28 protein-coding genes are annotated in these 24133 nt (G+C 72.3%); 9 read left to right on the forward strand and 19 right to left on the reverse strand.

The window, feature by feature from the left end; genetic code table 11:
• The 3 genes from AB0C01_RS30610 to AB0C01_RS30620 all read right to left on the reverse strand — a co-directional run.
• Nucleotides 1-223: hypothetical protein (locus tag AB0C01_RS30610; RefSeq protein ID WP_357572792.1), on the reverse strand; the 223-nt coding region annotated here is incomplete at its 3' end.
• 124 nt (nucleotides 224-347) lie between these two features.
• Nucleotides 348-1550, reverse strand: a complete 1203-nt coding sequence (locus tag AB0C01_RS30615; RefSeq protein WP_357249326.1) for a low temperature requirement protein A — start codon at nucleotides 1548-1550, stop codon at nucleotides 348-350.
• A complete protein-coding gene (locus AB0C01_RS30620) occupies nucleotides 1537-1995 on the reverse strand; it encodes a hypothetical protein (RefSeq protein WP_357249328.1) in 459 nt (152 codons plus the stop codon). Before AB0C01_RS30620 ends, AB0C01_RS30615 begins: the two co-directional genes overlap by 14 nt.
• Nucleotides 1996-2142: 147 nt before the next feature.
• Between AB0C01_RS30620 and AB0C01_RS30625 the strand changes: the two genes are divergently transcribed.
• Complete coding sequence (locus AB0C01_RS30625) at nucleotides 2143-3846, forward strand: acyl-CoA dehydrogenase family protein (protein WP_357572793.1); 1704 nt, start codon at nucleotides 2143-2145, stop codon at nucleotides 3844-3846.
• A gap of 31 nt (nucleotides 3847-3877) precedes the next feature.
• Nucleotides 3878-5050, forward strand: a complete 1173-nt coding sequence (locus AB0C01_RS30630; RefSeq protein ID WP_357572794.1) for a hypothetical protein — start codon at nucleotides 3878-3880, stop codon at nucleotides 5048-5050.
• Nucleotides 5051-5075: 25 nt separating this feature from the next.
• On the opposite strand, the gene AB0C01_RS30635 is transcribed toward AB0C01_RS30630, so the two are convergent.
• From AB0C01_RS30635 to AB0C01_RS30665, 7 genes are all read right to left on the reverse strand, one after another.
• On the reverse strand, nucleotides 5076-5921 hold the full coding sequence (locus tag AB0C01_RS30635) for an LLM class flavin-dependent oxidoreductase (RefSeq protein ID WP_357572795.1): 846 nt from the start codon (nucleotides 5919-5921) through the stop codon (nucleotides 5076-5078).
• A gap of 28 nt (nucleotides 5922-5949) precedes the next feature.
• On the reverse strand, nucleotides 5950-6948 hold the full coding sequence (locus AB0C01_RS30640; protein WP_357249340.1) for a tyrosine-type recombinase/integrase: 999 nt from the start codon (nucleotides 6946-6948) through the stop codon (nucleotides 5950-5952).
• A gap of 67 nt (nucleotides 6949-7015) precedes the next feature.
• Complete coding sequence (locus AB0C01_RS30645) at nucleotides 7016-7441, reverse strand: Hsp20/alpha crystallin family protein (RefSeq protein WP_357249343.1); 426 nt, start codon at nucleotides 7439-7441, stop codon at nucleotides 7016-7018.
• A 103-nt stretch (nucleotides 7442-7544) separates the two neighbouring features.
• Nucleotides 7545-8036 (reverse strand): GNAT family N-acetyltransferase, encoded by a 492-nt coding sequence (locus tag AB0C01_RS30650; protein WP_357572796.1) that lies wholly within the window; start codon nucleotides 8034-8036, stop codon nucleotides 7545-7547.
• Nucleotides 8037-8077: 41 nt separating this feature from the next.
• On the reverse strand, nucleotides 8078-8491 hold the full coding sequence (locus AB0C01_RS30655; protein WP_357249350.1) for a DUF6069 family protein: 414 nt from the start codon (nucleotides 8489-8491) through the stop codon (nucleotides 8078-8080).
• A gap of 76 nt (nucleotides 8492-8567) precedes the next feature.
• Nucleotides 8568-9044 carry a MarR family transcriptional regulator gene (locus AB0C01_RS30660; RefSeq protein ID WP_357249353.1) on the reverse strand — a complete coding sequence of 159 codons (477 nt, stop codon included), beginning with the start codon at nucleotides 9042-9044 and terminating at the stop codon, nucleotides 8568-8570.
• 52 nt (nucleotides 9045-9096) lie between these two features.
• Nucleotides 9097-9612: a DUF2087 domain-containing protein gene (locus AB0C01_RS30665; RefSeq protein WP_357249356.1), complete on the reverse strand. Its 516-nt coding sequence runs from the start codon at nucleotides 9610-9612 to the stop codon at nucleotides 9097-9099.
• Between the two features lie 124 nt (nucleotides 9613-9736).
• Between AB0C01_RS30665 and AB0C01_RS30670 the strand changes: the two genes are divergently transcribed.
• Nucleotides 9737-10456: a VOC family protein gene (locus AB0C01_RS30670; protein WP_357572797.1), complete on the forward strand. Its 720-nt coding sequence runs from the start codon at nucleotides 9737-9739 to the stop codon at nucleotides 10454-10456.
• Between the two features lie 45 nt (nucleotides 10457-10501).
• On the opposite strand, the gene AB0C01_RS30675 is transcribed toward AB0C01_RS30670, so the two are convergent.
• Complete coding sequence (locus AB0C01_RS30675; RefSeq protein WP_357572798.1) at nucleotides 10502-11005, reverse strand: MarR family transcriptional regulator; 504 nt, start codon at nucleotides 11003-11005, stop codon at nucleotides 10502-10504.
• A 68-nt stretch (nucleotides 11006-11073) separates the two neighbouring features.
• Between AB0C01_RS30675 and AB0C01_RS30680 the strand changes: the two genes are divergently transcribed.
• Nucleotides 11074-12306 (forward strand): MFS transporter, encoded by a 1233-nt coding sequence (locus AB0C01_RS30680; protein ID WP_357249366.1) that lies wholly within the window; start codon nucleotides 11074-11076, stop codon nucleotides 12304-12306.
• Nucleotides 12307-12503: 197 nt separating this feature from the next.
• Nucleotides 12504-13775, forward strand: a complete 1272-nt coding sequence (locus AB0C01_RS30685) for an MFS transporter (RefSeq protein WP_357572799.1) — start codon at nucleotides 12504-12506, stop codon at nucleotides 13773-13775.
• A gap of 80 nt (nucleotides 13776-13855) precedes the next feature.
• Here the strand turns inward: AB0C01_RS30685 and AB0C01_RS30690 are convergent, their stop codons facing one another.
• From AB0C01_RS30690 to AB0C01_RS30700, 3 genes are all read right to left on the reverse strand, one after another.
• A complete protein-coding gene (locus AB0C01_RS30690; RefSeq protein WP_357249371.1) occupies nucleotides 13856-14350 on the reverse strand; it encodes a CAP family protein in 495 nt (164 codons plus the stop codon).
• Nucleotides 14351-14772: 422 nt separating this feature from the next.
• A complete protein-coding gene (locus tag AB0C01_RS30695) occupies nucleotides 14773-15279 on the reverse strand; it encodes a DinB family protein (RefSeq protein WP_357249374.1) in 507 nt (168 codons plus the stop codon).
• On the reverse strand, nucleotides 15276-16307 hold the full coding sequence (locus tag AB0C01_RS30700) for an aldo/keto reductase (RefSeq protein WP_357572800.1): 1032 nt from the start codon (nucleotides 16305-16307) through the stop codon (nucleotides 15276-15278). Before AB0C01_RS30700 ends, AB0C01_RS30695 begins: the two co-directional genes overlap by 4 nt.
• Nucleotides 16308-16429: 122 nt before the next feature.
• Here AB0C01_RS30700 and AB0C01_RS30705 point away from each other — a divergent pair, with 122 nt between their 5' ends.
• The gene (locus AB0C01_RS30705; protein WP_357572801.1) at nucleotides 16430-17980 is read left to right on the forward strand and encodes a glycosyltransferase family 39 protein; all 1551 of its coding nucleotides are present in this window, start codon (nucleotides 16430-16432) and stop codon (nucleotides 17978-17980) included.
• 39 nt (nucleotides 17981-18019) lie between these two features.
• Here AB0C01_RS30705 and AB0C01_RS30710 read toward each other — a convergent pair whose 3' ends face one another.
• Nucleotides 18020-18502, reverse strand: coding sequence for an Rrf2 family transcriptional regulator (locus tag AB0C01_RS30710; protein WP_357249384.1), 483 nt, complete (start codon nucleotides 18500-18502; stop codon nucleotides 18020-18022).
• Between the two features lie 137 nt (nucleotides 18503-18639).
• On the opposite strand from AB0C01_RS30710, the gene AB0C01_RS30715 reads away from it, so the two are divergent.
• Together AB0C01_RS30715 and AB0C01_RS30720 are read left to right on the forward strand one after the other, a co-directional pair.
• Nucleotides 18640-19380, forward strand: a complete 741-nt coding sequence (locus tag AB0C01_RS30715) for an NAD(P)H-binding protein (protein ID WP_357249387.1) — start codon at nucleotides 18640-18642, stop codon at nucleotides 19378-19380.
• 93 nt (nucleotides 19381-19473) lie between these two features.
• Nucleotides 19474-20208, forward strand: a complete 735-nt coding sequence (locus AB0C01_RS30720) for an SMI1/KNR4 family protein (protein WP_357249390.1) — start codon at nucleotides 19474-19476, stop codon at nucleotides 20206-20208.
• Nucleotides 20209-20236: 28 nt separating this feature from the next.
• Here the strand turns inward: AB0C01_RS30720 and AB0C01_RS30725 are convergent, their stop codons facing one another.
• Together AB0C01_RS30725 and AB0C01_RS30730 are read right to left on the reverse strand one after the other, a co-directional pair.
• Nucleotides 20237-20719, reverse strand: a complete 483-nt coding sequence (locus AB0C01_RS30725; RefSeq protein WP_357249392.1) for an NUDIX hydrolase — start codon at nucleotides 20717-20719, stop codon at nucleotides 20237-20239.
• A gap of 129 nt (nucleotides 20720-20848) precedes the next feature.
• On the reverse strand, nucleotides 20849-21967 hold the full coding sequence (locus AB0C01_RS30730; RefSeq protein WP_357249395.1) for an NAD(P)/FAD-dependent oxidoreductase: 1119 nt from the start codon (nucleotides 21965-21967) through the stop codon (nucleotides 20849-20851).
• A gap of 53 nt (nucleotides 21968-22020) precedes the next feature.
• Here AB0C01_RS30730 and AB0C01_RS30735 point away from each other — a divergent pair, with 53 nt between their 5' ends.
• A complete protein-coding gene (locus tag AB0C01_RS30735; protein WP_357249398.1) occupies nucleotides 22021-22713 on the forward strand; it encodes a TetR/AcrR family transcriptional regulator in 693 nt (230 codons plus the stop codon).
• Between the two features lie 151 nt (nucleotides 22714-22864).
• On the opposite strand, the gene AB0C01_RS30740 is transcribed toward AB0C01_RS30735, so the two are convergent.
• Together AB0C01_RS30740 and AB0C01_RS30745 are read right to left on the reverse strand one after the other, a co-directional pair.
• The gene (locus tag AB0C01_RS30740) at nucleotides 22865-23545 is read right to left on the reverse strand and encodes a uridine kinase (protein WP_357249401.1); all 681 of its coding nucleotides are present in this window, start codon (nucleotides 23543-23545) and stop codon (nucleotides 22865-22867) included.
• Between the two features lie 54 nt (nucleotides 23546-23599).
• The gene (locus AB0C01_RS30745; protein WP_357572802.1) at nucleotides 23600-24001 is read right to left on the reverse strand and encodes a nuclear transport factor 2 family protein; all 402 of its coding nucleotides are present in this window, start codon (nucleotides 23999-24001) and stop codon (nucleotides 23600-23602) included.
• Nucleotides 24002-24133: the final 132 nt, after the last annotated feature.

Raw genomic sequence — 24133 nt, forward strand, 5'->3', positions numbered from 1 at the left:
CGTCCCCGTTGAGCGCGGATACCTCGTCCACGGCGACCCGGGCCAGCGGGTGCGCGTCCGACGGGCTGGTGGGCTGCGACAACGCATCGATCAGGTCCGTCGCCCGGTGGCAGGTCGTCGGACCGTCTCCGCCGATGGTCTCCAGGGCGGTGCTCTTGCCGTAACCGGCGGCGGCCACCATCATCAGCCACCGCTGGGCTCGGGTCCGCCGGTCGGTTGCCATCGCGTCGCCTCCGCTCGTCCGAGCACCGCGGAGGGTCACCCGGAGGGCCGGTCACCCACGCTAACCATCCGGTGGCCCGTCGACGCTGGCGTTGTCCGAGAACCGACGCAGTGCCGCCGGTGGGTCAGGACGGCCCTCGGGCGGCGGACCGTGCCCGCGACCGGTCGGTCACGATGACGGCGACGGTCACCGCCAACGCCAGCGCGGCGCACACCGCGACGGGCAGTCCCAGCCGCACGCAGATCGGCACCAGCGCCAGCAGCACCAGCACGGCGGTGATCCGGCTGGTCGGTGGGCGTCGCCACAGCAACGCCTTGTAGGCGCCGTGCCCGGCGAGGAACAACGCCGGACCACCCAGGGTGAACAGCGCGGCGACAGTGGTGGCCGGCGCGCCGGGCTCCCGCAGCAACAGCTCGTCGCCCGCGGAGGCGACGATCACGCCGGCGACGATCACCGGGTGCAGGTAGTTGAACGCGACCCGGCTCAACGCCCCGGTGCGCTCGCCCGCCCCCGCGATCACCTCGGTCGCGGCCGGGGCCGACCGGGCGAAGTACACCCACCACAGCGCCACCGAACCGGCGAACGCCAGCAGGAACGCCCCGGACGTCACCAGGTCCACGTGTGAGGTGAGGGTACTGCCGGTGACCAGGATCGACTCACCCAACGCGATCAGGACGAACGCCGCGCACCGTTCGGCGAGGTGCCCGCCCTCGACCATCCACCGTTCGGGGCGGCTGCGTCCCCGCCCCGGTAGCGGGTAACCGATCAGCAGGCCGACCACCTCGAGCACGATCACCGCCGCCCACAACGCCTCCCGGGCGACCCCGCTGGCCAGGCCGCCGAGCACCACGAGCACCGACGTCCCGGTGATCCACGGCAGCACCTGCTGGAATCCGGCGACCAGCCACGGGCTGCCCTGCACCGCCCACAACGCGAACAGGGTGCGGCCCACCTGTACGGCCACGTAGACCACCGCGAAGAGCAGGCCGGTCCCGGCGAACGCCTCCGGGATCGCCGCCGACAACGACAGGCTGCCCAACGCCACCCCGATCAGCACCGTGCGCACCGGCCCCTGATCCGGTTGCAACCAGTTGGTCAGCCAGGTGGTGTAGACCCAGACGAACCAGACGAGCGCCAGCAGCAGCGCCGTCCGCGCGGCGCCCCGCCAGTCCGGGTGGGCGATCAGGTAGTGCGACAACTGGGTGATGGTGAAGATGAAGACCAGGTCGAAGAAGAGTTCGGTGGACGTGGTCGGTTGCACCCCCGTGCGCGGGCGCAACAACTGCGGACGTACCGGGGTGGAGGTCGGTGGCTCAGAAGGGGTCACCGCACACCCGCCAGTCCCCGCCCTCGCGGACCACCGGCAGGCGCCGTTCCTCGCTGAGCCCGCCGTCACGGGTCACCTTCACCGTCACCGTGCCGTGCGGTCGTCCGCTGCGGGTGGCGACCGACACGTCGGTGATCTCGTAGTCGGTGACCATCGGCGGCGTCCGCACCCAACTGGTGAAGCCGATCGCGCTCCACCGGCTGCGCGCGTCCGCGCAGAGCCGCTCGTACGCCTGGTCGCTGTCGCCCAGGGCGACCTCGCTGAGAAAGTCGTCAGCGGTTTCCCGGATCGGGCCGGCGGCCTGGCGGACGGTCTGCAGGTTCCAGGCGGCCACCCCGGCCACGCCGACGCAGCACAGCGCCACACCGAACCCGGCGAACGCCAGCCCGGTGCGCATCGGGCGGTTGCGCCGGGCCGGTCGGCTCCACGGCTGGCCGGCACCCACGACTACCGACCGTAGAGAACGCCATCGCACTGAAGTGCGACAAGTCGGAAATCGGGCGTACCTGGGTCGGTGGGACTGCCCTGTTCGGAGCGGCCACGGATCGTCTACCGTCGGCGCACGTCCCCGAGCAGTGCCAGGAGTCGATCGATGAGCCGCTTCGTGCAGCCGGTGCCACCTCCCGTCGACCCGTACGCCGGTGACGGCCTGCTGCGCTCCTGGCTGGAGCGCCACCTGGGTCCGGACGGGCACGCCGCCGCGAAGGGACGCCTCGCCGACCTGGCCGCCGACGTCAGCGGGCCGCTGCGCGCGGCGCACGCCGACGCGGAGGCGCACCCGCCGACCCTGGTCCGCTACGACCCGTGGGGTGCCCGGATCGACCGGATCGACACCTCCGCCGGCTGGCAGGCGCAGCGCGCCGCCGCCGCCCGACACGCCGTGGTCGCGCTGCCCTACCTGACCGAAGCGCGCGGCACCTGGGGCGCCGCCGCGCGGGTCGTGCAACACGCCCTGCTACACCTGTACGGGCCGGAGTCGGCGACGTTCTCCTGCCCGGTGGCGATGGCCGACGGGGCGGCGGCGCTGCTGAGCATGCCCGACGTGGACGCCGGGGTGCGCGACGCGTGGCTGCCCCGGTTGATCTCCACGGACCCGGCCACGGCGATCACCAGTGGGCAGTGGATGACCGAGTCGCAGGGCGGCTCCGACCTGGGCCGGTCGAGCACGATCGGCCGACCGGCGGCGGATGGGTCCTGGCGGCTGACCGGGGAGAAGTGGTTCTGCTCGGCCGCCGACGCGGCGATGGCGGTGGCGCTGGCCCGACCGGAGGACGCCGGACGCGGCAGTCGGGTGCTGGCACCGTTCCTGGTCCCCCGCTACGCGGCCGACTCGCCGTTGAGCATCGGCGGGGCGCCGGACGCGCCCGCATCGGGTGTCACCGTGCGCCGCCTCAAGGACAAGCTCGGCACCCGCGCGCTGCCCACCGCCGAGATCGGTCTGCACGACGCGTACGCGCTCCCGCTGGGCGACCCGGCGGTGCCCGGCCTGGTCCGGGCGATGACCCTGGTCGTGGTGACCCGGGTGCACAACGCCGCCGCGGCGGCCGGCGGGATGCGCCGCGGGCTGGACTACGCCCGCGCGTACGCCGACGTGCGGCACGTCGCCGGCGGGCCGTTGCTGTCCTCGCCGCTGCACCGGGCCACGCTGGGCACCCTCGCGGTCGACGCGGCGGGCGCGTTCGCCCTCGCCGGGCACGCGTTCGCCCTGCTGGGGCGGGTCGAGGTCGGCGCCGATCCGGAGGCCGCAGCGGAGCTGCGCATCGTGGCACCGCTGGCGAAGCTGGCCACCGGCCGGCTGGCCGTCAGCTCCGCCAGCGAGTACGTGGAGAGTTTCGGCGGCGCCGGTTACGTGGAGGACACCGGCGTGCCCCGGCTGCTGCGCGACGCGCAGGTGCTGCCGATCTGGGAGGGCACCACAAACGTGCTGGCCCTGGACGTGCTGCGCGCGTTGACCAGGGAGGACGCCGGGACCCCGGTGCTGGGCCGGCTCGCCGCCGCGGTCGACCTGGCCCGACCGCTGTCGCCGACGCTTGCCGACACCCTGGCCGCCGCCGCCACGGCGCTGGGCGACACGATCACCTCGGTGACCGCCGATCCGGGCGCCGCCGCGGTGCAGGCCGGTGCCCGTGGTCTGGCGCTGCGCCTGGCGTACGCGCTGACCACCGCGTTGCTCACCGAGCACGCCGCGTGGGGTGACGAGCAGGCCGAGCTGGCGGCCCGGCTGTGGGCGCGGCGCTGGCTGCGGCACGAAGAGATCGCTGAGGACGCCCACCACCACCTGGAGTTGCTCTGCTGACCGGCCGGAGCGAGCACACGGACGGGCACCCGTGTCGGTGCTGATCGAGCTGGGCGACGACCGGGGTGCGCCCCGAGACGACGACAGACCCCCGCCGAAGGTGTCGCGGGGTCGGCGGGTGGCGCTGCTGGTGGTGGCGTGCGCCCTGCTCGGCGGGGCCGCCGAGCCCGCGTACCTGACACCTGAGCTGGGACCGGCGACGCCCGCCGGTGCGACCGTGCTCGGTGCGGGGCCGCTGCTTCTGGTCGTCGACCCCGGCCCGGACCCGCCGACGATGAGTGCCTACGACGCGGCCGCGCCACGTCGCCCGGCGCGGTGGCGGGTCGCGGTGCCGCCGGGCTCCGGGTGGTCCGCCGAAACAGTCGGTGACGTGGTGCTGGTCGCCGAACGCGACCAGGTACGCGGGACGCGAGTGACCACCGCCCGGTCGATCCGCACGGGCCAGGTGGTGTGGCGACGACCCGAGCGGGTGTACGCGGCCGGCGACGTGGCGGTCGCGGTGAGCGAGGTACGCAGTGCCTCCGAGCCGGGTCGCCGGATCGAGGGCGGCGTGCACGGGGTCGATCCGGCCACCGGGGTCAATCGTTGGTCGGTGCCGGTGCCCTCCACGGCCGTCCTGCGGGTGCTGCCCGACGTACCCGGGCGGTTGCTGCTGGTCCAGGACGACGGGCTGGCCCGGCTGCTCGACATCCGCGACGGCGCCGACCGGGGGCGGGGGCGACTTCCGCCGGCCGACTACGGCCCGGACAACCCGCAGGTCGTTGGCGCGCACCTGGTGCTGCGGCATCCGAGCGGCAGCGGAGGGTCGGCGCTGACCGGTTACGACCTGCCCGGGCTGACGCCGCGCTGGCAGGTGGCGGCCGAGCCGGGCGAGTTGACCCTGCGGCCCTGCCAGGGTCTGATCTGCGGGCAGGACGAGCAGGGCCGCTGGGCCATCGACGCGGGCACCGGCGCGCGGCGGTGGACGTGGCCGGGCGGGGCGCGTTGGCACACCGTCGCGGGCGCTCGGGTCGCCGGCGAGTCGTTGGTGCTGCTGGGCTTGGCCTCGGACGGCCGGCGCGTCCTGGTCGCGACGGTGGGCGCGGACGGTCACCGGGTGATCGCGGTGCTTCCGGCCGGGCTGAGCGGCTGCCGGCGGGTCGGCGCCCGGCTCATCTGCGGCGACGGCACCCGCGTGACGCTCTGGCCGCTCGGTGTCCCCTGACCCGACCGCGTCCGCGGGTCGACGCTCAGCGCAGCGGGCCTCGGGCGACGGCGGCGCGCATCGTGCCCGGGTCGTCGACCGGGATGAACTCCAACCACCAGGTGGCGCCGGCTGCCGCGAGGTCACCGAGGTACGCCCGTTCGGCGCGTTCGTCGGATCGGCGTCGCCGGCCACCGATCGCCACGTCGAACGGTTGACCGTCGGCGCGGGTCGCGGGCAGGGCGCTGACCAGGTCGTGGACCTCGTCGGGGGTGAAGTCGGACCACCCGTCGGTGTCGGTGAGCTTGTACGGCACGATGCCGTCGGCGCGGGCCGCCCGGCGGCGCACCGCCCCGGCCTGGGTGCTGCCGCCGACCCAGACCGGCACCCGGGGCGACTGCACCGGCGGTGGTCGGAGCGCGACGCCGTCGGCGCGGTAGTGGGTGCCGTGGTGGTCGACCCGCTCGCCGCTGAGCAGCCCGGTCAGCAGGTCGAGGCCCTCGTCGAGCATCGCGGCGCGCACGGACACCTCGGTCTGCTCGCCGAACGCCGCCATCCCCCGGTCAGCGGGGTCGCCGACGCCGACCGCCACGGTGGCGCGGCCCGCGCTGAGGTGGTCGAGGGTGAGGACCTCCCGCGCCAGCTTCGCCGGGCGGCGTCGGGGCAGCGCGGTGACCGTGGTGCCCAGCCGCACCCGGTCGGTGCGGCCGGCGATCGCGGTGAGCACCAGCCACGGGTCGTAGGTGGACGGGTCGTCGCCGGAGTAGTAGATCAGGTAGTCCTCCAGGAACACGCCGTCCCAACCGGCGCGCTCGGCGAGCTCACCCAGCTCGACCAGGGTGGACACCGCGACGGAGGCGCCGCCGCAGGAGATTTCCAGACCGTGTCTCATCGGTCGACCGTAGGACGGGGGTACGACGTCAGCTGCGGCGGCGGGACCGGGCCGCCCACACCACGTAGGCCGGGTCGCGGTCGAGGTTGTGCCGGTCGCGGTCGTAGCGGCGGGTGGTGCGCGGGTCGGCGTGGCCCATCGCGTCCTGCACGTCCTCCAGCGGCACCCCCTCGGAGCGGGCGGTGGTGGCGAAGGCGTGCCGCAGTGAGTGCGGGGACAGCTTCGCCCAGGCCGGGATACCGGCGGCGCGGGCGAGGCGGCGGACCATCCGGAACACCGAGTGCCGGTCCAGCCGGGCGCCGCTGGCGGTGACCAGCAGCGGCCCGGTGAGCTGTGGCACGGGCACGCCGGTGGCGGCGGCCCGCTGGGCCAGGTAGGCGTCCACGGCGTACCCGCTGCCGGGGGTGAGGGCCCGGCGGCGCTGCTTGCCGCCCTTGCCGACGAAGCGCACGCTGCGGTGGCCGCGTTCGGTGCCGAGGTCGGTCAGGTCCAGCGAGATCAGCTCGCCGACCCGCAGGCCCAGGTCGGCGAGGAGCGCGATCGCCGCCCGGTTGCGCAGGGCGGTCGGGCCGGTGTCCGCGTCGGCGGCGGCGAGCAGGGCGTCCACCTCCTCCGGGCTGAGCCCGAGGGTGGCGGAGTGGTCGCGGTCGACGCGGGGCCGGTCCGCGCCGGAGACCGGGTTGGCCGGCACCGCGCCCAGCTTCACCAGGAAGTCGTACCAACTGGACAGCGCGGAGAGTCGTCGCGCTACGGTCGCCGGGGTCAGCGGTCGGCCGCTGCGGGCGGCGAGGGTGGACTCCAACGCCCGGGCGTAGTCGTTGACGTGCAGGAACGTGGCGCGCAGCGGGTCGAGGTCGCGGCCGGCGCACCAGGTGAGCCAGCCGGTGACGTCGCGTCGGTACGCGTCGCGGGTGTGCTCGGACAACCGCCGGTTACGCAGCCACGCCTCGGTGACCTCGACCGGTCCACTCGGCAGCGCGGGTGGCGCGGACGGGCGGGCCAGCACCGGAGCGTCGGAGAACACCATGTGAAAAAGGTTCTCAGCCTCGGGTGGGATCAGCGCGCAGGCGCGCCGATCCCACCCGACACCGTGCTCATGCGTTGATCTGCCGACGCCCGTCGCCGTTGGCGGTGATGGTCACGCGGCGGGGCTTGGCGCGCTCGGCGACCGGGATGCGCAACGTCAGCACCCCGTGCTCGTACCCGGCTTCCAGCTTGTCGCTGTCCAGGGTGTCGCCCAGGAACAGCTGCCGGGTGAAGGTGCCCATCGGGCGTTCGGCGGCGACCAGCTCGACGCCGTCGCCGCTGGGTCGGCGACGCTCGGCGCGGACGGTGAGCACGTTGCGCTCGACGGTGCAGTCGATGGTGTCCGGGTCGACGCCGGGCAGGTCGAACGCCGCGTAGAAGTGGTCGCCGTCGCGGTAGGCGTCCAGGTGCATCATCGCGGGACGGGCTGCCGTACCGAAGAACTGCTCGGCGAGCCGGTCGATCTCGCGGAACGGGTCGGTACGCATCAACATGGTCATGCCTCCTCGGTTCTCCTGGCCGAAGGTGATGAGTTGAGCCGGGTCGACTCAACTTCCTCTTCTTATTTAGCGCATCCCCCGACCGGACGTCAACCGCTCAGCGCAGCCGCTTCTCGAACCAGTGCTCGGCGTAGGGGTCCTGCGAGTACGCCGGGATCTCGACGTAGCCGTGCCGGGCGTACAGGGCGCGGGCCTCGACCAGGTCGGCGCGGGTGTCGAGCCGTATCACGTCCGTCCCGGCCGCCCGGGTCCGCTGCTCGACGGCGGTCAGCAGTGCGGCACCGCCACCGCCGCCGCGGTGCGCGGGGCGGACGAACACCCGGGTCAGCTCGGCCCAGCCCGCATGCCAGCGCAGCCCGGCGCAGCCGGCCAGGTCGGCGCCGTGGTGGGCGAGCACCAGCAACCCGCTCGGGTGGGCCAGGTCATCGCCGGGCATCTCGGCGAGCGCCTTGTCGACCTCGCCGGGCAGCGCCGGGCGGCGGTGGTGGCGCACCACCATCTCGGTCATGTACTCGCGCAGCAGCAGCACCGCGTCGGGTTGGTCGGGTCGGCTGACGCTCGTCGTCCAGGTCGGTCCGGTGGTGGTCACCAGTCGATCATCAGCGCCCGGTCAATCGCTTATCGAGGTGGTCAGCGGCGGCGTGCCGGCAGCAGGGCGATCAGGGGGACCGCCACGGCCAGGTGCGTCGCGCCGAGGGTCAGCTTGGCCCCGCCGGTGGCCTCGACGCCGAACAGGGGGACGAGGGACACCGCCGTGACCACCACGGCGAGGGAGATCCAGACCGGCCGGGCGACCTTTGGGGCGAACCGCTCCAGCAGGGCCAGCGCCGCCCAGCCGAGCAGGGCGGCGCCCAGGGCGACCACGACGATTTCCCCCGCCCCGATGTCGATGGCGGGTTGACCCGGGCTCTCCACCGTGAAGTCGACGCCGGCCAGCGCGCCGATCGCCCAGACGGCCAGGGCGGCCACCACGGCGGCGGCGACGCCGAGGGCGCGGCGGCGCAGGGTCGAGGTGGTGGGGGTCGTGACGGCGGTAGCGCTCATGACGGCTCCTCGTTCAGGGGAAACGAACGAGTACGACCGTAGCAGATAGTCTTGTTCGGAACTATCTCTCTCGGAACTAACAGGTGGAGCGGCCACCCGGCGCGTACGGGGAGGTGGTGGCCAGCGGGCCGCTCACCAACGCCAGCAGGGCGCGCAGAAACGCCTCCCGGTCCTGCTCGGGCAGGGTCGCGAGCAGGTCGTCCTGAATGCGCCGGACCACCTGCTGCGCCCGTTGCAGGACCTGCTCCCCCGCCGGGGTCACCACGACCAGCCGGGCTCGCCGATCCGTCGGCGCCGGTCGGCGCTCGGCCAGCCCGGTCCGCTCCAACTGGTCGAGCGTGACGACCATCGTGGTCTTGTCCACGCCACACCGCTCGCCGATCTCGCGCTGGGTCAGCTCGCCGGTGCGGGCCTGCGCCAGCACGTAGTGCGCCCGCGGCGAGATACCCAACTCGGCCAGCCCCGCGGCATGCTCGGTCTGCAACGCGTGACTCGCCCAGGAGAGCAGGAACAACAGGTCCGGTGGGCCGTCGGCGGGCGTGCAGGAGGTCATGCGCCGAGGCTAGCAAGATGCTCCGCGACCAGACGGTTTGCGCCGTGGACGATCAGGGCCGCTGGTAGATGCCGTGCTCCCGGGTGAGCAACTGCTCGTCAATCAGATACCGACGTAGCGTGGCGTGGTCCGACCCGCCCGCCGCGCACCACGCCTTGAGCACCTCGTCGACGGCCCGCTCCGGATAGCGGGTGCCCGGCTCGAACGACCGCTCGGCGATGTGCGTGAGCAGGACGCGCCGCCGTTTCGGCTGCGCCGGCAGGCCCACCAGGACGTCTCCGCGTAGGAAGGTGCGCAGCACCGGATCGGCGGCCGGGTCGGTGTCGTCGGCCGGGCGGCTGTCGCGGGCGGCCGCCCGCAGCGACGCCTCGTCGGCCGCGAGCGCGCCGTCCGCGCCGGCGACAAGGCCCGCGTCGGTGAGCCGACGAACCCCGGTGAGCACGACCCGCACCGGCAGGCCGGTGCGCTCGGCGACCTGCGCCGCGCTGGTCGCCCCCAGCACGATCGCCGCGAAGATCCGTCGTCGTCCGTCGTCGGCCAGCGTCCCGGCCAGAGCATGCGCAGTCACGCCGGTCACCCTCGCATCAGCGGTACGCGCACCGCCAGGCGTTTTCCGGCCGATCGGATGGCCGAAGGCGATGATCGGCTATTTCCATGTGCGACGGGCACCCTCCCACGCCTAGGAAGAAGGCATGACCAACGAGCGGACCGTTCCCCTGCTGCCGTGCGCATCCATCGACGACATCGAGAACTTCTACGGAGTTCTCGGTTTCCGCACGACGTACAAGCAACGCAAGCCCAACGCGTGTGTGGGGGTGCAGCGCGAAGACCTGCATCTGCAGTTCTTCGAGATCACCGGATTCGACCCGGAGCAGTCCTATGGCTCCTGCCTCGTCATCACCGCCGACATCGAGGGACTACACCGGGCATTCGCGGCCGGCATGCGCGCCGCGTACGGCAAGGTACTGGTGTCCGGAACGCCGCGGATGACCCGACCCAGGGCGCGGAAGAACGCCGACGGGTTGGGCGGATTCAGCGTCATCGACCCGGGCGGCAACTGGATCCGCGTCTTCCGGGACGCCGCCACCGCGCCCCTGCCGGCCGCCACGACTGCCGGGCGGCTGGCCAAGGCCCTGGCGAATGCTGTCGTACAGGCCGATTCCAGGGGAAGCGTGGGACAGGCCGTTCGGATCCTCGACAGCGCGTTGGCCCGCCCGCAGGCCGACGACGACCCGGTCGAGCAGGTAGAGGTCCTGGTCTACCGCGCTGAACTCGCACTGGTGCTGCACGATCCATCGACCGCGACCGAGATGCTGACCCGCGCCCAGTCCGTCACGCTCACCGAAGACGAATCCGAACGGGCGGCACCGGCGTTCGACAACGCCACCGAACTCGCAGCAGCACTGCGGTGACTCACCATGCGAACGCCAGCCGGCCGACGGCTCCCGCCGGGCGGCTCAGTCGGCCGCGGGCTGCTCGGCGACGAGCAGCACCCGGCGCAGCAGGTCGGCGAGGTGTCGCCGCTCGGTCGTCGTGAGCGCGCCGAGCAACCGGTGCTCCTCCGCGCCCTGGATCTCCATCGCCCCGCGCCACGCCGCCCGCCCCGCGTCGGTGAGTTCCACGTCCACCCGCCGACGGTCGACCGTGGACGGGATGCGGCGCACGAAGCCGCGCCGCAGCAGGGCGTCCACCCGCGCGGTGATCGAGGCGGGAGCCATCGCGAGATCCGTGGCGAGGTCCGAGGGCGCCGCCCGGCCCCGGCGGCCGGCCAGGGCCTGCAGGGTGTCGTACTCATGGACCGACAGGTCGAAATCGGCCAGGACCCGCTCCTTCACCGAACGCAGGTGCCGGGTCAGCTTGATCATCCTGGTCACCGCGCCCTCGACGTCGGCGTCGAGGTGCGGCACCACCGGCAGCCACCGCTCGATGTGGCTGTCGACGGTGTCGGGAGTCGTGGTCACCGCCCCAGTTTACCTCAACGTCGAAATATTCGTTGTCGAAAGGTTCGACCTCGAAGTATGTTGCCGGTATGACCCACCCCCTGCGTACCCGCTCGTTCCGGTTGCTGTTCCTGGGCCGGACCGTCTCCGCCGTCGGCGACGCGGTGGTGCCCGCCGCGCTGGCCCTGGCCGTGCTGCGGGCCACCGGCTCCACCGGCGCGCTGGCCGTCGTCCTGGCCGCGGCGATGGTCCCCCGGCTGCTGCTGTTGCCACTCGGTGGTGTCGTCGCCGACCGGTTCGACGCCCGACGGGTCGCGTTGCTGGCCGACCTGGTCCGCTGCGCCACCCAGCTCGCGGTCGGCGTGGAGCTACTCGGGGGTGATCCGTCACTGACCACAGTCGTCATCGCGTCCGCCCTCGGCGGCACCGCGTCGGCGTTCGCGATACCGACCGCGTCTCCGCTGGTCGCCGGCACCGTCGAACCGGCCAGCCGGCAGCGGGCCAACGCCCTGATGGGGATCACCGCCAACGCCAGTCGCCTCGCCGGCCCGGCGCTGGCCGGCGCGCTGGTCTGGGCCGCCGGCCCCGGCTGGGCGTTCATCCTCGACGGCGCGTCGTTCGCGCTCAGCGCGGCACTGCTCGCGCTGGTGCGGATCCGCCACGTGCCGGTGCCCCACCGGTCCGTACTCGCCGACCTGCGCCACGGCTTCGGGGAGGTCCGCGCCCGGGACTGGTTCTGGACCAGCCTGCTCGGGCACGGCGTGTGGAACGGCGCCGCCGCCGTACTGATGACCCTCGGGCCGGCCGTCGCCATCGACCGCCTCGGCGGCGAGACGACCTGGGTGCTGCTGTTGCAGGCCGGCGCGATCGGCATGCTCACCGGCTCACTGCTGGCCGGGCGGGTCCGCCTACGGCGACCGGTGTTGCTGGCCAACCTCGCGTTGGCCAGCTACGCCGCGCCGCTGATCCTGCTCGCCGTCGCCGCGCCCGCCCCGGCGGTGATCGCCACGTACGCCGTGGCGCTGAGCGCCCTCGGCTACTTCAACCCGGTCTGGGAGACCGTCGTGCAGCACCACTTCCCGCCGGAGGTCCTGGCCCGCGTCACCTCCTACGACTGGCTGGTGTCGCTGGGCGCCATGCCGCTGGGGTACGCGCTGGCGCCGCTGGCCGCCGACGCGTTCGGCGCACCCGTCCCGCTGGCCGTCGCCGGCCTGCTGGTCCTCGTCTCCTGCGCGGGCACCGCACTCGTCCCCGGCGTACGCCGACTCACCTGGCCGACCACCCCGCAACCGCGAGCGGCCGGACCCGCCGGCGTTCGGTGAGCCAGACCGTGCGCGCCCACGAAGAAGGCTCTCGCCCAGCGCCGGGAGCCTGCGAGCGGGGTGGTCGGTCAGCCGGCGTCGCGGGTCATCGCGACGCGAAAACGCTGCATTAATCGCGCGCTCTGCGACGCCGGTATGGCTAGCCTCACCCAGAGGCTGGTCGGGAAACGGCACATCCATGAGTCGGAGGATTCTCGATGTCAGGCGCAGCGACCGGCGGCGACTCGCTGCGTCCCACCCAACTGCTTCGCCGCAGTCGGCCCTTTCGCAATCTCTTCTCGGCCCGGCTCGTCTCGTACGCCGGCGACTCGCTCAGCCTCGTCGCGCTCATGTTGCACGTCAGCGAGACGACGGGGAAGGCGCTGGCCGTCTCCCTCCTGCTGCTTGTCGGAGACCTCGCGCCCTCGATGTTGGGTCCCTTCAGCGGCGCGCTCGTCGACCGGCTCAACCTCCGGCGGCTGATGGTCGTCTGCGAACTCGTCCAGGCCGCGGTCCTGCTGGTGATCGTGGTGACGCTGCCCCCGCTGCCGGTGCTGCTGGCCCTCGTCGCGATCCGCGCCACCGCCTCGCAGATCTTCCAACCGGCGTCGCGGGCGGCGGTGCCCGCACTGGTCGCCGACCGTGACCTGGAGACCGCCAACTCCACAGTCGGGTTCGGCTCGAACGCGGCGGAGGCGGCCGGACCGCTCCTCGCCGCGGCCCTGTTCCCGCTGGTCGGAGTGCGTGGGCTGCTGCTCGCCGACGCGGTGACGTTCCTCGTCTCAGCCGTCCTGCTCGCGACTCTCCCTTCGCTTCCGGCGGTGACCCCCGAGGGGCGCCAGCCGTCGCTCCTGCGCCAGGCCAGATCGGGAATCGGCTATCTGCTGAGCGTTCCGACGGTGCGGGTGATCTTCCTGGGCTTCACCGCGGTGGTCGCCTTCAACGGGGTCGACGACGTGGCACTGCTGGTGTTGGCCCGGGACACGTTCGAGGTGGGCAACTCCGCGTTCGGGTTGCTGCTGGGCGCGGTCGGCATCGGACTCGTCGCCGGGTACGCCGTGTTGTCCCGGTGGGGTACCCGGGCGTCGATGGCGCTGCTGCTGATCGTGGGCTTCGGGGTCAGCAGTCTCGGGAACCTGCTCACCGGGCTCGCCTGGGCCGTCGCCGCCGCGATCGCGCTCCAGGGGGTCCGGGGGCTCGGACTGGCGGCCATGGACGTCGCCTCCAGCACGCTGCTGCAACGGACGGTCCCCGCGGGCATGCTCGGCCGGGTCTTCGGCAACCTGTACGGCGCGATCGGGGTCGCCGCTGCGGCGTCCTACCTGGCCGGTGGCCTGCTGCTGGACCTCACGTCCGCTCCGGTGACCCTGGTGATCGCGGGTGTCGGCGGTCTGGTGGCCACCGGCATAGTCGCCCTGCGACTGCCACGGGCGATGCAACGCGATGATGGTGCGACGCCGACGACATGGAGGTCCGGCGCTCCGGAATGAGGGGCCTCGGCCGCTCGACTGGCGCAGAGCGGGGCGCACCGGCCATCGCCGGTACGCCCCGCCGCGAGGGGGTCGGTGTGTCAGCTCGCGGGTCCGATGTTCATCACGTACTGGCCCTCCATGTTTCCGGGCGGCGAGAAGTTGGCCACGATGAAGGTCTCCCACCACTTCGTGCCCTGGCCGGCGACCCGCCCCACACCCAGCTTGGTGGTGGTCTTCCACACCAGTGCGGTGAAGTGCCCGATCGGCTTCGTGGGGTCGATGGGTTCGCCCGTGGCGAAGTTGTAGTTGCTGTTCTCGGCGTACCAATTCTCCACCGCGGCAGTTCCCGAACCCGCCGTGGGGCCGGTCGAGGCGCCCGCCCACGACGCGTTCTCACCGGTGTCCGGTCGCAGGCCCTCGTGGGTGAGCTTGGTGCTCTCGGCCATGAAGGACGCCCTCGACTTCGAATACTCCACGAGTTCCGGGTCGAGGGTGAGCAGCGACGAACCGTGCCGTGCCCGCAGTTGGTTGACCTTGGTCAGCACCTCCTGCAGGAACTCGTCGTTGGTTCGATCAGCGAATCCAGCTCGCATGATGTGACACCCTTCTGCTGAAGACGAACGGCGGAAGATCTACCCCCATGGCGGGCGGCTCGGCCCCGGAGGGCTCACACAGCGGGCCGGACAGCCATCGGCAGCCTTCCATCCGCCAACGCGAAAAGACCGTCACTTAAAGTGACGCATCAATGACAGAGGCGCTAACACTGGACTCGCCGATGAGTCGGCGAGGAGAGGTTGGGGCGAATCCCCAGGTAACCCCGGGTAGGCGGGCGCGGACGCAGCGTCAGCGGCAGGTCGTGCCAGCCGGGCATGACATCAGCGGCGTGCCAGAGAAATTTCTACTCTCTGGCACAACGGCAATTTCGCACCCAGCGGCACGGTGCGGCTACCCGCCGCCGGCCACCGGGTGGTCCGGTTGTTGCTGGCCGCCGAGGCTCCCGGTGGGCGCGGCGGCGTCACTCGCCGGTCGGGCCCCCGGCGAGTTCGGCGACCACGTCGAGGTGACCGAGGTGGCGGGCGTACTCCTGGACCAGGTGGAACAGCACCCGCTCCAGCGACGCCGGGTCCGCGCCGTTCCACCGCGGCCCCGGCGCGCCGATCTCCGCCAGGTCGTGCGCCGTCACCACCGCCGTGGTGTGCGCGCCCTGCGTCCGCAGCGCCGCCACCAGGTCCTCCCGCGTCTCGTCGGGGGCGACGTACCAGCGGTCCTCACGGCGGTCGCCCCACGGCTGCGCGACGTCCCGGCCCTGGAACCCCCACTCGATCCAGCGCCGCTCGACGTGGCGCAGATGCGTGAGCAGCTCCAGCGGGGTCCACCCGGACGGCAGCCGGCTGCGCCGCAACTCCGGCTCGGCCAACGCGGACACCTTGGCCACCAAGGTCTCGCGGAAGTAGTCCAGGTAGCGCAGGAAGACCTCGGTGCGGCTGCCGGCCGGTTCGGTCGGCTCGGGAAAGGCAGTCACGACCCGGTGGGCAGGTCGCGGGCGCGCTGTCGCACACCCGCCCCGCCGTACGGGTAGTCACCCACCAGCGGGGCGCTCGCCTCGTCCAGTGACCGCATCTGCTCGGCGTCGAGGACCAGGTCCGCGCTGGTGAGGTTGTCGTCGAGCTGCTCGGTGGTACGCGCGCCGAGGATCACCGAGGTGACCGCCGGGCGGGCCGCCAGCCAGGCCAACGCCACCGCCGACATGGACACGCCCCGTTCGTCGGCGACCCGGCGCACCGCGTCGAGCACCCGCCAGGTGCGCTCCTCGGCGTTGCGACCGGCGTACGCCTCGACGCCGCGCTGCGGGTTCTCACCGAGTCGGGTCGCGCCGGTGGGCGTGTTGTCGCGCTGGTACTTGCCCGTCAGCCAGCCGCCGCCCAGCGGCGACCACGGCAGGATGCCGATGCCCTCGTTCTCGCAGACCGGCACCAGTTCGAACTCGATCTCCCGGGCCAACAGGTTGTACTGCGGTTGCAGGGACACGATCGGGGTGAGGTTGAGGTGCTGGGTGAGCAGGGCCGCCTTCTGCAACTGCCAACCGGTGAAGTTGCTGACCCCCGCGTAGCGGATCTTGCCCGCGCGCACCGCGTCGTCGAAGAACCGCAGCGTCTCCGGCAGGGGGGTCAGCGGATCCCAGGCGTGCGCCTGGTACAGGTCGACGGCCTCGACACCGAGCCGCCGCAGGCTGGCGTCCAGGGCGCGGGTGAGGTGCACCCGGGACAGGCCGGCGTCGTTCGCGCCCGGACCCATCGGGAACCGGCCCTTGGTGGCGATCACCAGTCGGTCGCGCACGTCGGGCCGCGTCCGCAGCCAGCGTCCCACGATGTCCTCGGAGACACCCGCGGAGTAGACGTCGGCGGTGTCGAGGAACGTGCCCCCGGCCTCGACGAACCTGTCGAGTTGAGCGAAGCTGCCGGCCTCGTCGGTCTCCGCCCCGAACGTCATCGTGCCCAGACACAGGGTCGACACCACCGTGCCGGTGCTGCCTAGAGTGCGGTAGCGCATATCGTCCTTTCGGTCCGAGTGACAAAGCCGATCTTCGCACTCGGTGGGGCCACCCGCACACGGAGGCCGCCAGGCCCCGGCACGGGCACCCGCGCGGTCACCTCGCCGGTCATCATGGGCGGGTGAGCGAGTCCGCGATCAACATTGACCGGCCTCACCGGCCGGCTCCGACATCACCGCCGGGAGCACCGGAGCCCGGTGCGCCCACCCGCGGCCCGGGGCTGGTGGCCCTGGCGACGAGCGTGGTCCTGCTGTTGCTCGCCGGGCGCTACGGCTATCACCGCGACGAGTTGTACTTCCTGCTCGCCGGCCGGCACCTCGACTGGGGTTACGTCGACCAGGGGCCGCTGGTCCCGGCGCTGGCCCGGCTGCTGGACACGATCGCGCCGGACAACCTGGTGATTCTGCGGACCCCGTCGGCGCTGCTGGCCGGTGGCGCGGTGCTGCTGGTCGCCGCCATCGCCCGCGAGTTGGGCGCCGGTCGCGGTGCGCAGACCTGCGCGGCGGTGCTGGCCGCACTGTCCGGCATCGTGCTCGCCAGCGGGCACCTGCTCAGCACCACCACCGTCGACCTGCTGGTCTGGCTGGCCGCGGCGTGGTGTGCGGTGCGGTTGCTGCGTACCGGCGACAGCCGCTGGGCGCTGGGCATCGGGCTGGCGCTCGGCGTGGGCATGCTCAGCAAACTGCTGCCCGCGCTGCTGGCCGTGGGCCTGATCGCCGGCGTGCTCATCGGCGGGCCACGTCGGCTGCTGCGCGACCGCTGGGTGCTCGCCGCCGCCGGGATCGCCGTGCTGCTGGCCGCACCCAACCTGATCTGGCAGGCAGCACACGGCTTTCCCCAGCTCGACGTGGCGGCGTCCATCGCCGACGGTGACAGCTCCTACAGTGGCCGCCGCGACGCGTTGACCCTCCAGTTCGTCATCATCAGCCCGTACGCCGTACCCATCTGGATCGCCGGCCTCGTCGCGCTGCTGCGGCGACCGGCGTGGCGGGCCTACCGGGCGGTGGGCTGGGCCCGGTTGGTGGTGTTCGGCATCGTGCTGATCGCCGGTGGCAAGGGCTACTACGACGCGCCGCTGCTGCTGGTGCTGACGGCCGCCGGCGCGGTGGTGACCGTCGGGTGGGCGTCGCGCGGGTCGGTCCGGCTGCGCCGAGCGCTGCTCGCGTTGGGCGTGGTGCCGTTCCTGTTGCCCAACATCGTGCTGCTGCTGCCGGTGCTGCCGGCCGAGCGGTTGCCGGGTTTCGTGGTCGACGTCAACTACGACGCCGGCGAGACGATCGGCTGGCCGGCGTTCGCCGACTCGGTCGCCACGGTCCATCGTGGGCTGCCGCCCGAGGAGCGCCCCCGGGCGGTCATCCTGACCAGCAACTACGGCGAGGCCGGCGCGCTGGCCCGCTACGGTCCGGTCCGTGAGCTGCCCCGGGCCTACTCCGGGCACAACAGCATGGTCGACTTCGGCCAGCCGCCGGCCAGCGCGGACGTGGTCATCGCGGTCGGCTGGGAGCGCCCCGAGCCGCTGACCGCCTGGTTCGACGAGTGCACGCTCGCGGGGCGGGTGGATCAGCGGGTCGAGGTGGACAACGACGAGAACGGCGGCCCGATCCACGTCTGCCGGGGGCTGCGGCGTCCGTGGGCGCAGATCTGGGACACCGAGGTACGCCACACCGGCTGATGCCCCCGGGGCGCGCGCGTCGGCAGTGGGCCGCGGTGGTCAGCCGGCCCCGCTGGTCAGCCAGGTCTGGATGCCGGCCAGTGCTTCGGGGCCGGAGGTGGCGTCGACGTCGCGGGCGAGGTCGGCGATGGTGACCGCGGCGAGCGCCTGGCGCCAGGCGTCCTCGGCTGCCCACATCGCGCGGGCGACCGGGCACGGCGTGGTACAGGCGTCGGCCGGGGTCGCGAACGGGCCGCGCTGGCGGATCTCGGTGCAGACGAAGGTCGGGCCGGGGCCGTCGACGGCCCGGACCACGTCGAGCAGGGTGATGCTCTGCGGTGCCCGGGTCAGCACGTAGCCGCCCGCCTTGCCCTGCACGGAGTGGATCAGGCCGGCGCGGGCCAGGGCCTGGAGCTGCTTGGCGAGGTAGCTGCCGGAGACGTCGTGCAGCTCCGCCAGCTTGGCCGCCGGCACGGGCGCGCTGCTGGTGGTGAGCACCACGCAGCAGTGCAGCGCCCACTCGACCCCGCCGGACATCTTCATGCCCTCACCCTAGCCAACCCCACTTACTCGGACTTCAAATGTCCGAGTATTGTTCTCGGACAGGAAAGGTCCGAGTTTCGGCCGCGCACAGTGCGGCCGGACAAAGACCCCACAACGTCACGGGAAGGTGCACTGTCATGAAGATCGCCGTACTGGGTGGGACCGGGCTCATCGGTTCGCAGGTCGTGCGGATCCTGCGGGCCGCCGGTCACGACGCGGTGCCACTGTCGCCGTCCACCGGGGTGGACCTGCTCACCGGACAGGGCCTGGCCGACGGACTCACCGGCGCGGACGTCGTCGTCAACCTGACCAACTCGCCGACCTTCGACGACGCCTCCCCCGCCTTCTTCCAGACGACCATGGACAACCTCCTCGCCGCGGCCGATCGCGCGGGCGTCGGCCACGCCGTGGTGCTCTCCATCGTCGGCGTCGACCAGGTGCCCGACCTGGCCTACTACCGCGCCAAGGTCCTCCAGGAGGACATCCTCAAGGCCGGTCCCGTCCCGTACTCGATCGTGCGCGTCACCCAGTTCTTCGAGTTCGTCGAGGCGATCCTGTCGTGGACGGCCGACGACACCACCGTCCGCCTGCCCCGCACCCCCGTGCAGCCCATGGCCGCGGCCGACGTGGCGCAGGCCGTCGCGGACGTCAGCACGGGCGCACCGCTGCGCGGTGTCCGCAACGTCGCCGGCCCCGACGTCTTCGCCCTCGACGAACTGGGACGGGTCACCCTCGCCGCGCGAGGTGACCAGCGCACCGTCACCACCGACGACAGCGCCGGCATGTTCGCCGCCGTACCCGGCGCGGTGCTCATCGCCGCCGACGACGCCGTCATCGCCCCCACCACCTACCGGGAGTGGCTCGGCCGCCAGGGCTGAGGCGTCCGCCGGCCCGCACGCCACCGTGCGGGCCGGCGCCGGTCGTGGGGCCGGGGCCGCGAAGACGAGGTGGTGACGGCTAAGGTCGGCGTCGTGACCGACACCGCAACCGAGGTCGACAGGCCCGTCGCCGAGGCGTGGGCGCGGATCGAGGCTGGCCTCGGTCGCGTCCTGCCGTCCTCCCTGAGCCAGCTCAACGCACCGGCCCCGGCACCCGCGATCGATGCGGTGGAAACCGCCTTGGCCATCACACTGCCGCCCGATTTCCGCGCAAGTCTCCGCATCCACAACGGGACCGACCCCGGTACGACACTGCCGGCTGTTGAGCCGACCCCGGTACCGCTGGACAACCTCTGTGACACCGACCAGATCATCGAGATGACCCGGATGTGGCGCGACAACTACGGTCCGGAGCCGGACTGGGACGACCCTCAGGTCTGGGCCTACCTGGTCGACAGAGGAATGCTCTGCCTGAACGGCCCGGTGCGGCCGATCGTCGGCACGCCGGGCGCGGTGGTCGTGGGGCACATGAACGGCGACGTGCTGTGGCTGCTCGACGGTGACCCGGCACCGGGAGGAACGCCCGGACAGGTGGTCCGGGTGGATGTCGAGTGCGCCTCCTGGGACGTGCTGGCCCCATCCTGGACGCAACTGCTCGTCCGCTACGCCCAGGACCTCGCGCTGTTCGCGGCGGACCCGGACACCTCACCTCTGGAGATCGATCCCCTCGTGGGGCCGGCCTGCGAGTGGGGCAGCACCCCGTCGGCCTCGTGGGGGACGCGTCCGGCCTGGCTTCGGGACGTCCCAGCTCGCAGCCCCTACACCTGATCCTCGCCGACGAGCCCTGGACGGGCGGTCAGTGTCGCAGCAGGCCGGTCGTGTGGATCGGCTCCACGTGCCCGGTGGGTGGCGCGGTGCGGTGCAGTTGCAGACCGATGTCGACGACGACGGACCGCTCCAGTGCCACGACCTGCGCCAGCGGAACCCACTGCGCCAGGTCGGTCGTGCCACAGGTCTCGGATCGAAGCTCACCGCCCACGATCCGGGCCCGATAGAACACCGCGAGCATGTGCAGCTCGACGACGTCGTCGTCGAGTCGCTCCACGTTCCTGGTCCGCGAGTTCACCCCGAGCAACTGCTCGACCCGCGCCGCGTACCCCGTCTCCTCCGCCACCTCGCGCACGACGGCGTCGAACGGATCCTCGGTGTGCTCGACCCCGCCGCCGGGCAGCGTCCAGTGCCGCCGAGCCCCGTCCGGCGACACCCAACGGGCGAGCAGCAGACTCTCGTCCCGCAGACACACCGCGTACGCGGCCACGCGAAGCCGTTGTGTGATCACAGTGACCAGGATCGCGCAGTTGCCGGCGACGTGCCGCCCGCACACGCGGTCGGCCGGCCTCACCGTGGACGTGCAGACGATGTCCGCAGACGGGGAGCGATGGCGCGGCGCCGCTCTCGCTCCCGCAGGTCAGGAGGGCTGGACGTCGTCGAAGAGGGCGAGGGCGTCGGCGGGGTCCGGGCTCACGAGACGTTCCAGACCGGCCGTCGTGATCGTCGCCCACCTGCCGGCCCGTGCCCACATCTGTTCCTCGAAGGCGCGGACGGCCTCGTCCAGATTCTCGGGCTCGGCGGCGATGGACTCCGCGAGTTCGGCACCGTCCAGCATCGCGAGGTTCGCGCCCGCGCCCAACGGCGGCATCAGGTGGGCGGCGTCGCCCAGGAGCGTCACCCCGCGCACGTGGACCCAGGTGTGGGATTCGGGCAGCACGTAGAACGGGCGGTGGACGAAGGCGGTGCCGTGGCCGAGCAGGTCGAGGACGGGAGGTGCCCAGCCGTCGAACAGCGCCAGCAGGCCCGATCGCGTGGCCTCGACGTCGGCCAGGTCCAGGCCGGCGTGCCAGTCCAGCGGTGCGCGGAACTTGGCGTACACCTTGACGTGACCGCCGCTGTTGCGCTGGGCGACGAGAGATCGGTTCACGCCGTACACGGCCACCGAACCGTCGCCGATCAACCGGGCGAGGGCGGGGTGGCGGGTGTCGACGTCGTCGAGGGAGGTCTCGACCGAGGTGACGCCGGTGTACTGCGGCGTCACCGGCGAGACTGCCGGGCGTACCCGGGACCAGGCGCCGTCCGCGCCCACCACGAGATCGAACGTCTCCTGCCGCCCGTCGGCGAAACGAATGAGTACGCCATCCCCGGCCCCCGACACCACCTGCGCCACCTCTCGACCCCACTGCACGTCGAGGGAGCCGAGCAGCAGGTCACGAAGGTGCCCGCGGTCGATCTCCGGATTGGCCTGTTCCTCCGGATCGGGTCGCCAGTCGCGCAGAACGGTCCCAGCAGTGTCCAGGATGCGCATGGCCTGCCCCTCGGGACGAGACAGCGCCTGGAACTCTGCCCGCAGCCCCGCCTTGTCCAGTGCCAGCTGGCCCAGCCCCTCGTGCAGGTCCAGCGTGCCGCCCGGGGGGCGGGCGTCGGGCGCGGGATCGCGTTCGAGGACGGTGACGGGGTAGCCGTGGCGGTGCAGGACACGGGCGAAGGTGAGACCCCCCGGGCCACCCCCGACCACCGCGATACGGTGTCTCATAGCGATACACCGTATATCGCCCGTACAATGCATCGCAACAACAGGGAGTGATCATGACCGTGTGGGACCGGCCGGAGCCGCCGCATCGCCCCGTGCCGCTCAGCCGGGAGCAGATCATCACCGCCGCCATCGCGCTCGCCGACGAGGGCGGACTGGAGGCGGTGTCGGTGCGCAAGGTCGCCGCCCGCCTCAACGCCGGCCCGATGCGGCTGTACGGATACATCTCCACCAAGGACGAACTGCTCGACCTCATCGTGGACGAGGTCCACGCCGAGATCCTCCCCGCGGAGCGGCCCGGTGACTGGCGGGAGACGCTGCGCATCCTCGCCCACCGCACCAGGCAGGCCGCGCTGCGCCACGTTTGGCTCGCCGATCTGCTCGGCGGCCGCCCGACCCTGGGCCCCAACGCCATGGCCGTGACCGAGGCCAAGCTGGCCGCCCTCGACGGTCTCGCCGACATCGACACCGTCCTGCGCGCCGTGGACACGGTCAGCGCCTACGTCATCGGTGCGATCAGGCGCGAAACCGCGAACCTGCGGGCCGAGCGCGCCACGGGCCTGTCCAAGCGCGACTGGCAACGCGCCTTCGGCCCGCACGTGACGAAGATGTTGGCCACGGGTCGCTTCCCGGCACTGTCCAAGGCCGTGCACGACGGCACCGAGGTGGACCCCGAAGCATCCTTCGCGACCGGCCTGGACTGGGTCCTCGACGCCGTGGCCGGCAAAATCACCCGACCGCCGGCGTAACGCTCACCTCCTACCCAACCCGCGGATACGCAGGTAGGCGCGATCGTCGAAGCTCACCTGACCAGGCAGCACCCCCTTGGTCCCGGCAAGTTCAGCCACGCACCACGGGTCCTGTCGCTCCGATGGTCTCTCCACTCAGGCTCGTTCGCACTCAGCTCGACCCTCGTCGGCCGATGTCGACCTTGGTGAGGATCGGCCGGGTCACATCCTGGTTGTCGATGACGACGTCCGCGCGTTCGTGCGGCGCACAGGCGGCGAAGTACAGCCGCTGGCCGCCGACGTAGCGGCCGAGGCTGGGATGGTCGGGATCCGGATGCGAGCCATCGCGTCCGGCCATCCGTGCCGCGGTGACCGCGAACGGCGCGTCGAGAAAGACGGAGAAGTCCCAGAAGTCCACCAGTTCGTCTCGGTGCAGGAACAGCCCGTCGACGATGAGTACCGTGCCAGGCGCCGCGGTCCGCCACGCAAGATCCAGGACCTCGTCGGTCCGAAGATCGTGGGCAGCAGGGCGGTAACGGCGCGCGCCCCCGGGACCGAACCCCTCTAGGACGTTGTGGACGAGGGCGTCGTAGTCGTAACTGTCGAGCCAGAATCCTTCCGGCGAATCCCGGCCCCGGCGATGCCGCACGGCCCGACGGTGATGAAAGTCGTCCGCCGACACGTGCACGACATGACGTCCCCGCTCGCTCAGCGACGCGGCCAGCTCGCCGGCGAACGTCGACTTCCCCACCCCATCGACCCCGTCAACGGCCACCCGCACGCACTGCGGCGCGGCGAACGTCGGAACCAGGTCAGCGACATCGTCAAGCAGTTGCCCCCGTACGACGTCCACGCCCGTCCCCTCCGCACGCCGACCGCCCGCGACCACCGTGCTCTCCCCCACCTGTCAGGGGTGCAGCGGTGTGCGGCGGGGAATCACCCTGCGATACGCGATACGCCATCCAGCCGCTTCCCGACGCACGACGTCCTCGTAGACGACACTGCCCACGCCGCCGTCGGCGGAGATCCCGATTCCCTTTGACCGCACCCGCACCGTGCCGTCCGGATCCTCGGTCACGCAGATGTTCGTGACGTGATGCCCCACCGGGTTCGCATCGCCTACCGCCAGGCTGGCTTCGGTGATCGCCTCGTACCCACGCAGTTCACCGAACCCCAACGCGGAGACGTCGTACACGATGTCGGTACAGAACAGCTCACCCATCCGGTCGAACTCGCCGCTGTCCATCAGATGCCCGTGCAACGAGATCAGCTCATGCACCGCGAGCCTGTCTTCGACTGACAACGCCACCAATGACCTCCACCCGACAACCCGACATCTTCGGCGGCGCATCGCCAACCCGCCGACGTCGATATTCCTATCAGGTCGTGGGCGGGACAGCGCGGCCGGCGACCGGGAGCATCCCCGACATGGGTACGGTGA

It is taken from the genome of Micromonospora sp. NPDC048905 (assembly GCF_040649655.1).
In the GTDB taxonomy this organism is placed as follows: domain Bacteria; phylum Actinomycetota; class Actinomycetes; order Mycobacteriales; family Micromonosporaceae; genus Micromonospora.

Coding starts and splice junctions, on each gene's coding strand:
- AB0C01_RS30700 (WP_357572800.1), bottom strand. CDS start 16,307: ATGCGCTACCGCACTCTAGGCAGCACCGGCACGGTGGTGTCGACCCTG.
- AB0C01_RS30735 (WP_357249398.1), top strand. CDS start 22,021: ATGACCGTGTGGGACCGGCCGGAGCCGCCGCATCGCCCCGTGCCGCTC.
- AB0C01_RS30645 (WP_357249343.1), bottom strand. CDS start 7,441: ATGTTGATGCGTACCGACCCGTTCCGCGAGATCGACCGGCTCGCCGAG.
- AB0C01_RS30670 (WP_357572797.1), top strand. CDS start 9,737: ATGACCAACGAGCGGACCGTTCCCCTGCTGCCGTGCGCATCCATCGAC.
- AB0C01_RS30635 (WP_357572795.1), bottom strand. CDS start 5,921: ATGAGACACGGTCTGGAAATCTCCTGCGGCGGCGCCTCCGTCGCGGTG.
- AB0C01_RS30710 (WP_357249384.1), bottom strand. CDS start 18,502: ATGAAGATGTCCGGCGGGGTCGAGTGGGCGCTGCACTGCTGCGTGGTG.
- AB0C01_RS30690 (WP_357249371.1), bottom strand. CDS start 14,350: ATGCGAGCTGGATTCGCTGATCGAACCAACGACGAGTTCCTGCAGGAG.
- AB0C01_RS30625 (WP_357572793.1), top strand. CDS start 2,143: ATGAGCCGCTTCGTGCAGCCGGTGCCACCTCCCGTCGACCCGTACGCC.
- AB0C01_RS30640 (WP_357249340.1), bottom strand. CDS start 6,948: ATGGTGTTCTCCGACGCTCCGGTGCTGGCCCGCCCGTCCGCGCCACCC.
- AB0C01_RS30660 (WP_357249353.1), bottom strand. CDS start 9,044: ATGACCTCCTGCACGCCCGCCGACGGCCCACCGGACCTGTTGTTCCTG.
- AB0C01_RS30730 (WP_357249395.1), bottom strand. CDS start 21,967: ATGAGACACCGTATCGCGGTGGTCGGGGGTGGCCCGGGGGGTCTCACC.
- AB0C01_RS30655 (WP_357249350.1), bottom strand. CDS start 8,491: ATGAGCGCTACCGCCGTCACGACCCCCACCACCTCGACCCTGCGCCGC.
- AB0C01_RS30685 (WP_357572799.1), top strand. CDS start 12,504: ATGTCAGGCGCAGCGACCGGCGGCGACTCGCTGCGTCCCACCCAACTG.
- AB0C01_RS30715 (WP_357249387.1), top strand. CDS start 18,640: ATGAAGATCGCCGTACTGGGTGGGACCGGGCTCATCGGTTCGCAGGTC.
- AB0C01_RS30680 (WP_357249366.1), top strand. CDS start 11,074: ATGACCCACCCCCTGCGTACCCGCTCGTTCCGGTTGCTGTTCCTGGGC.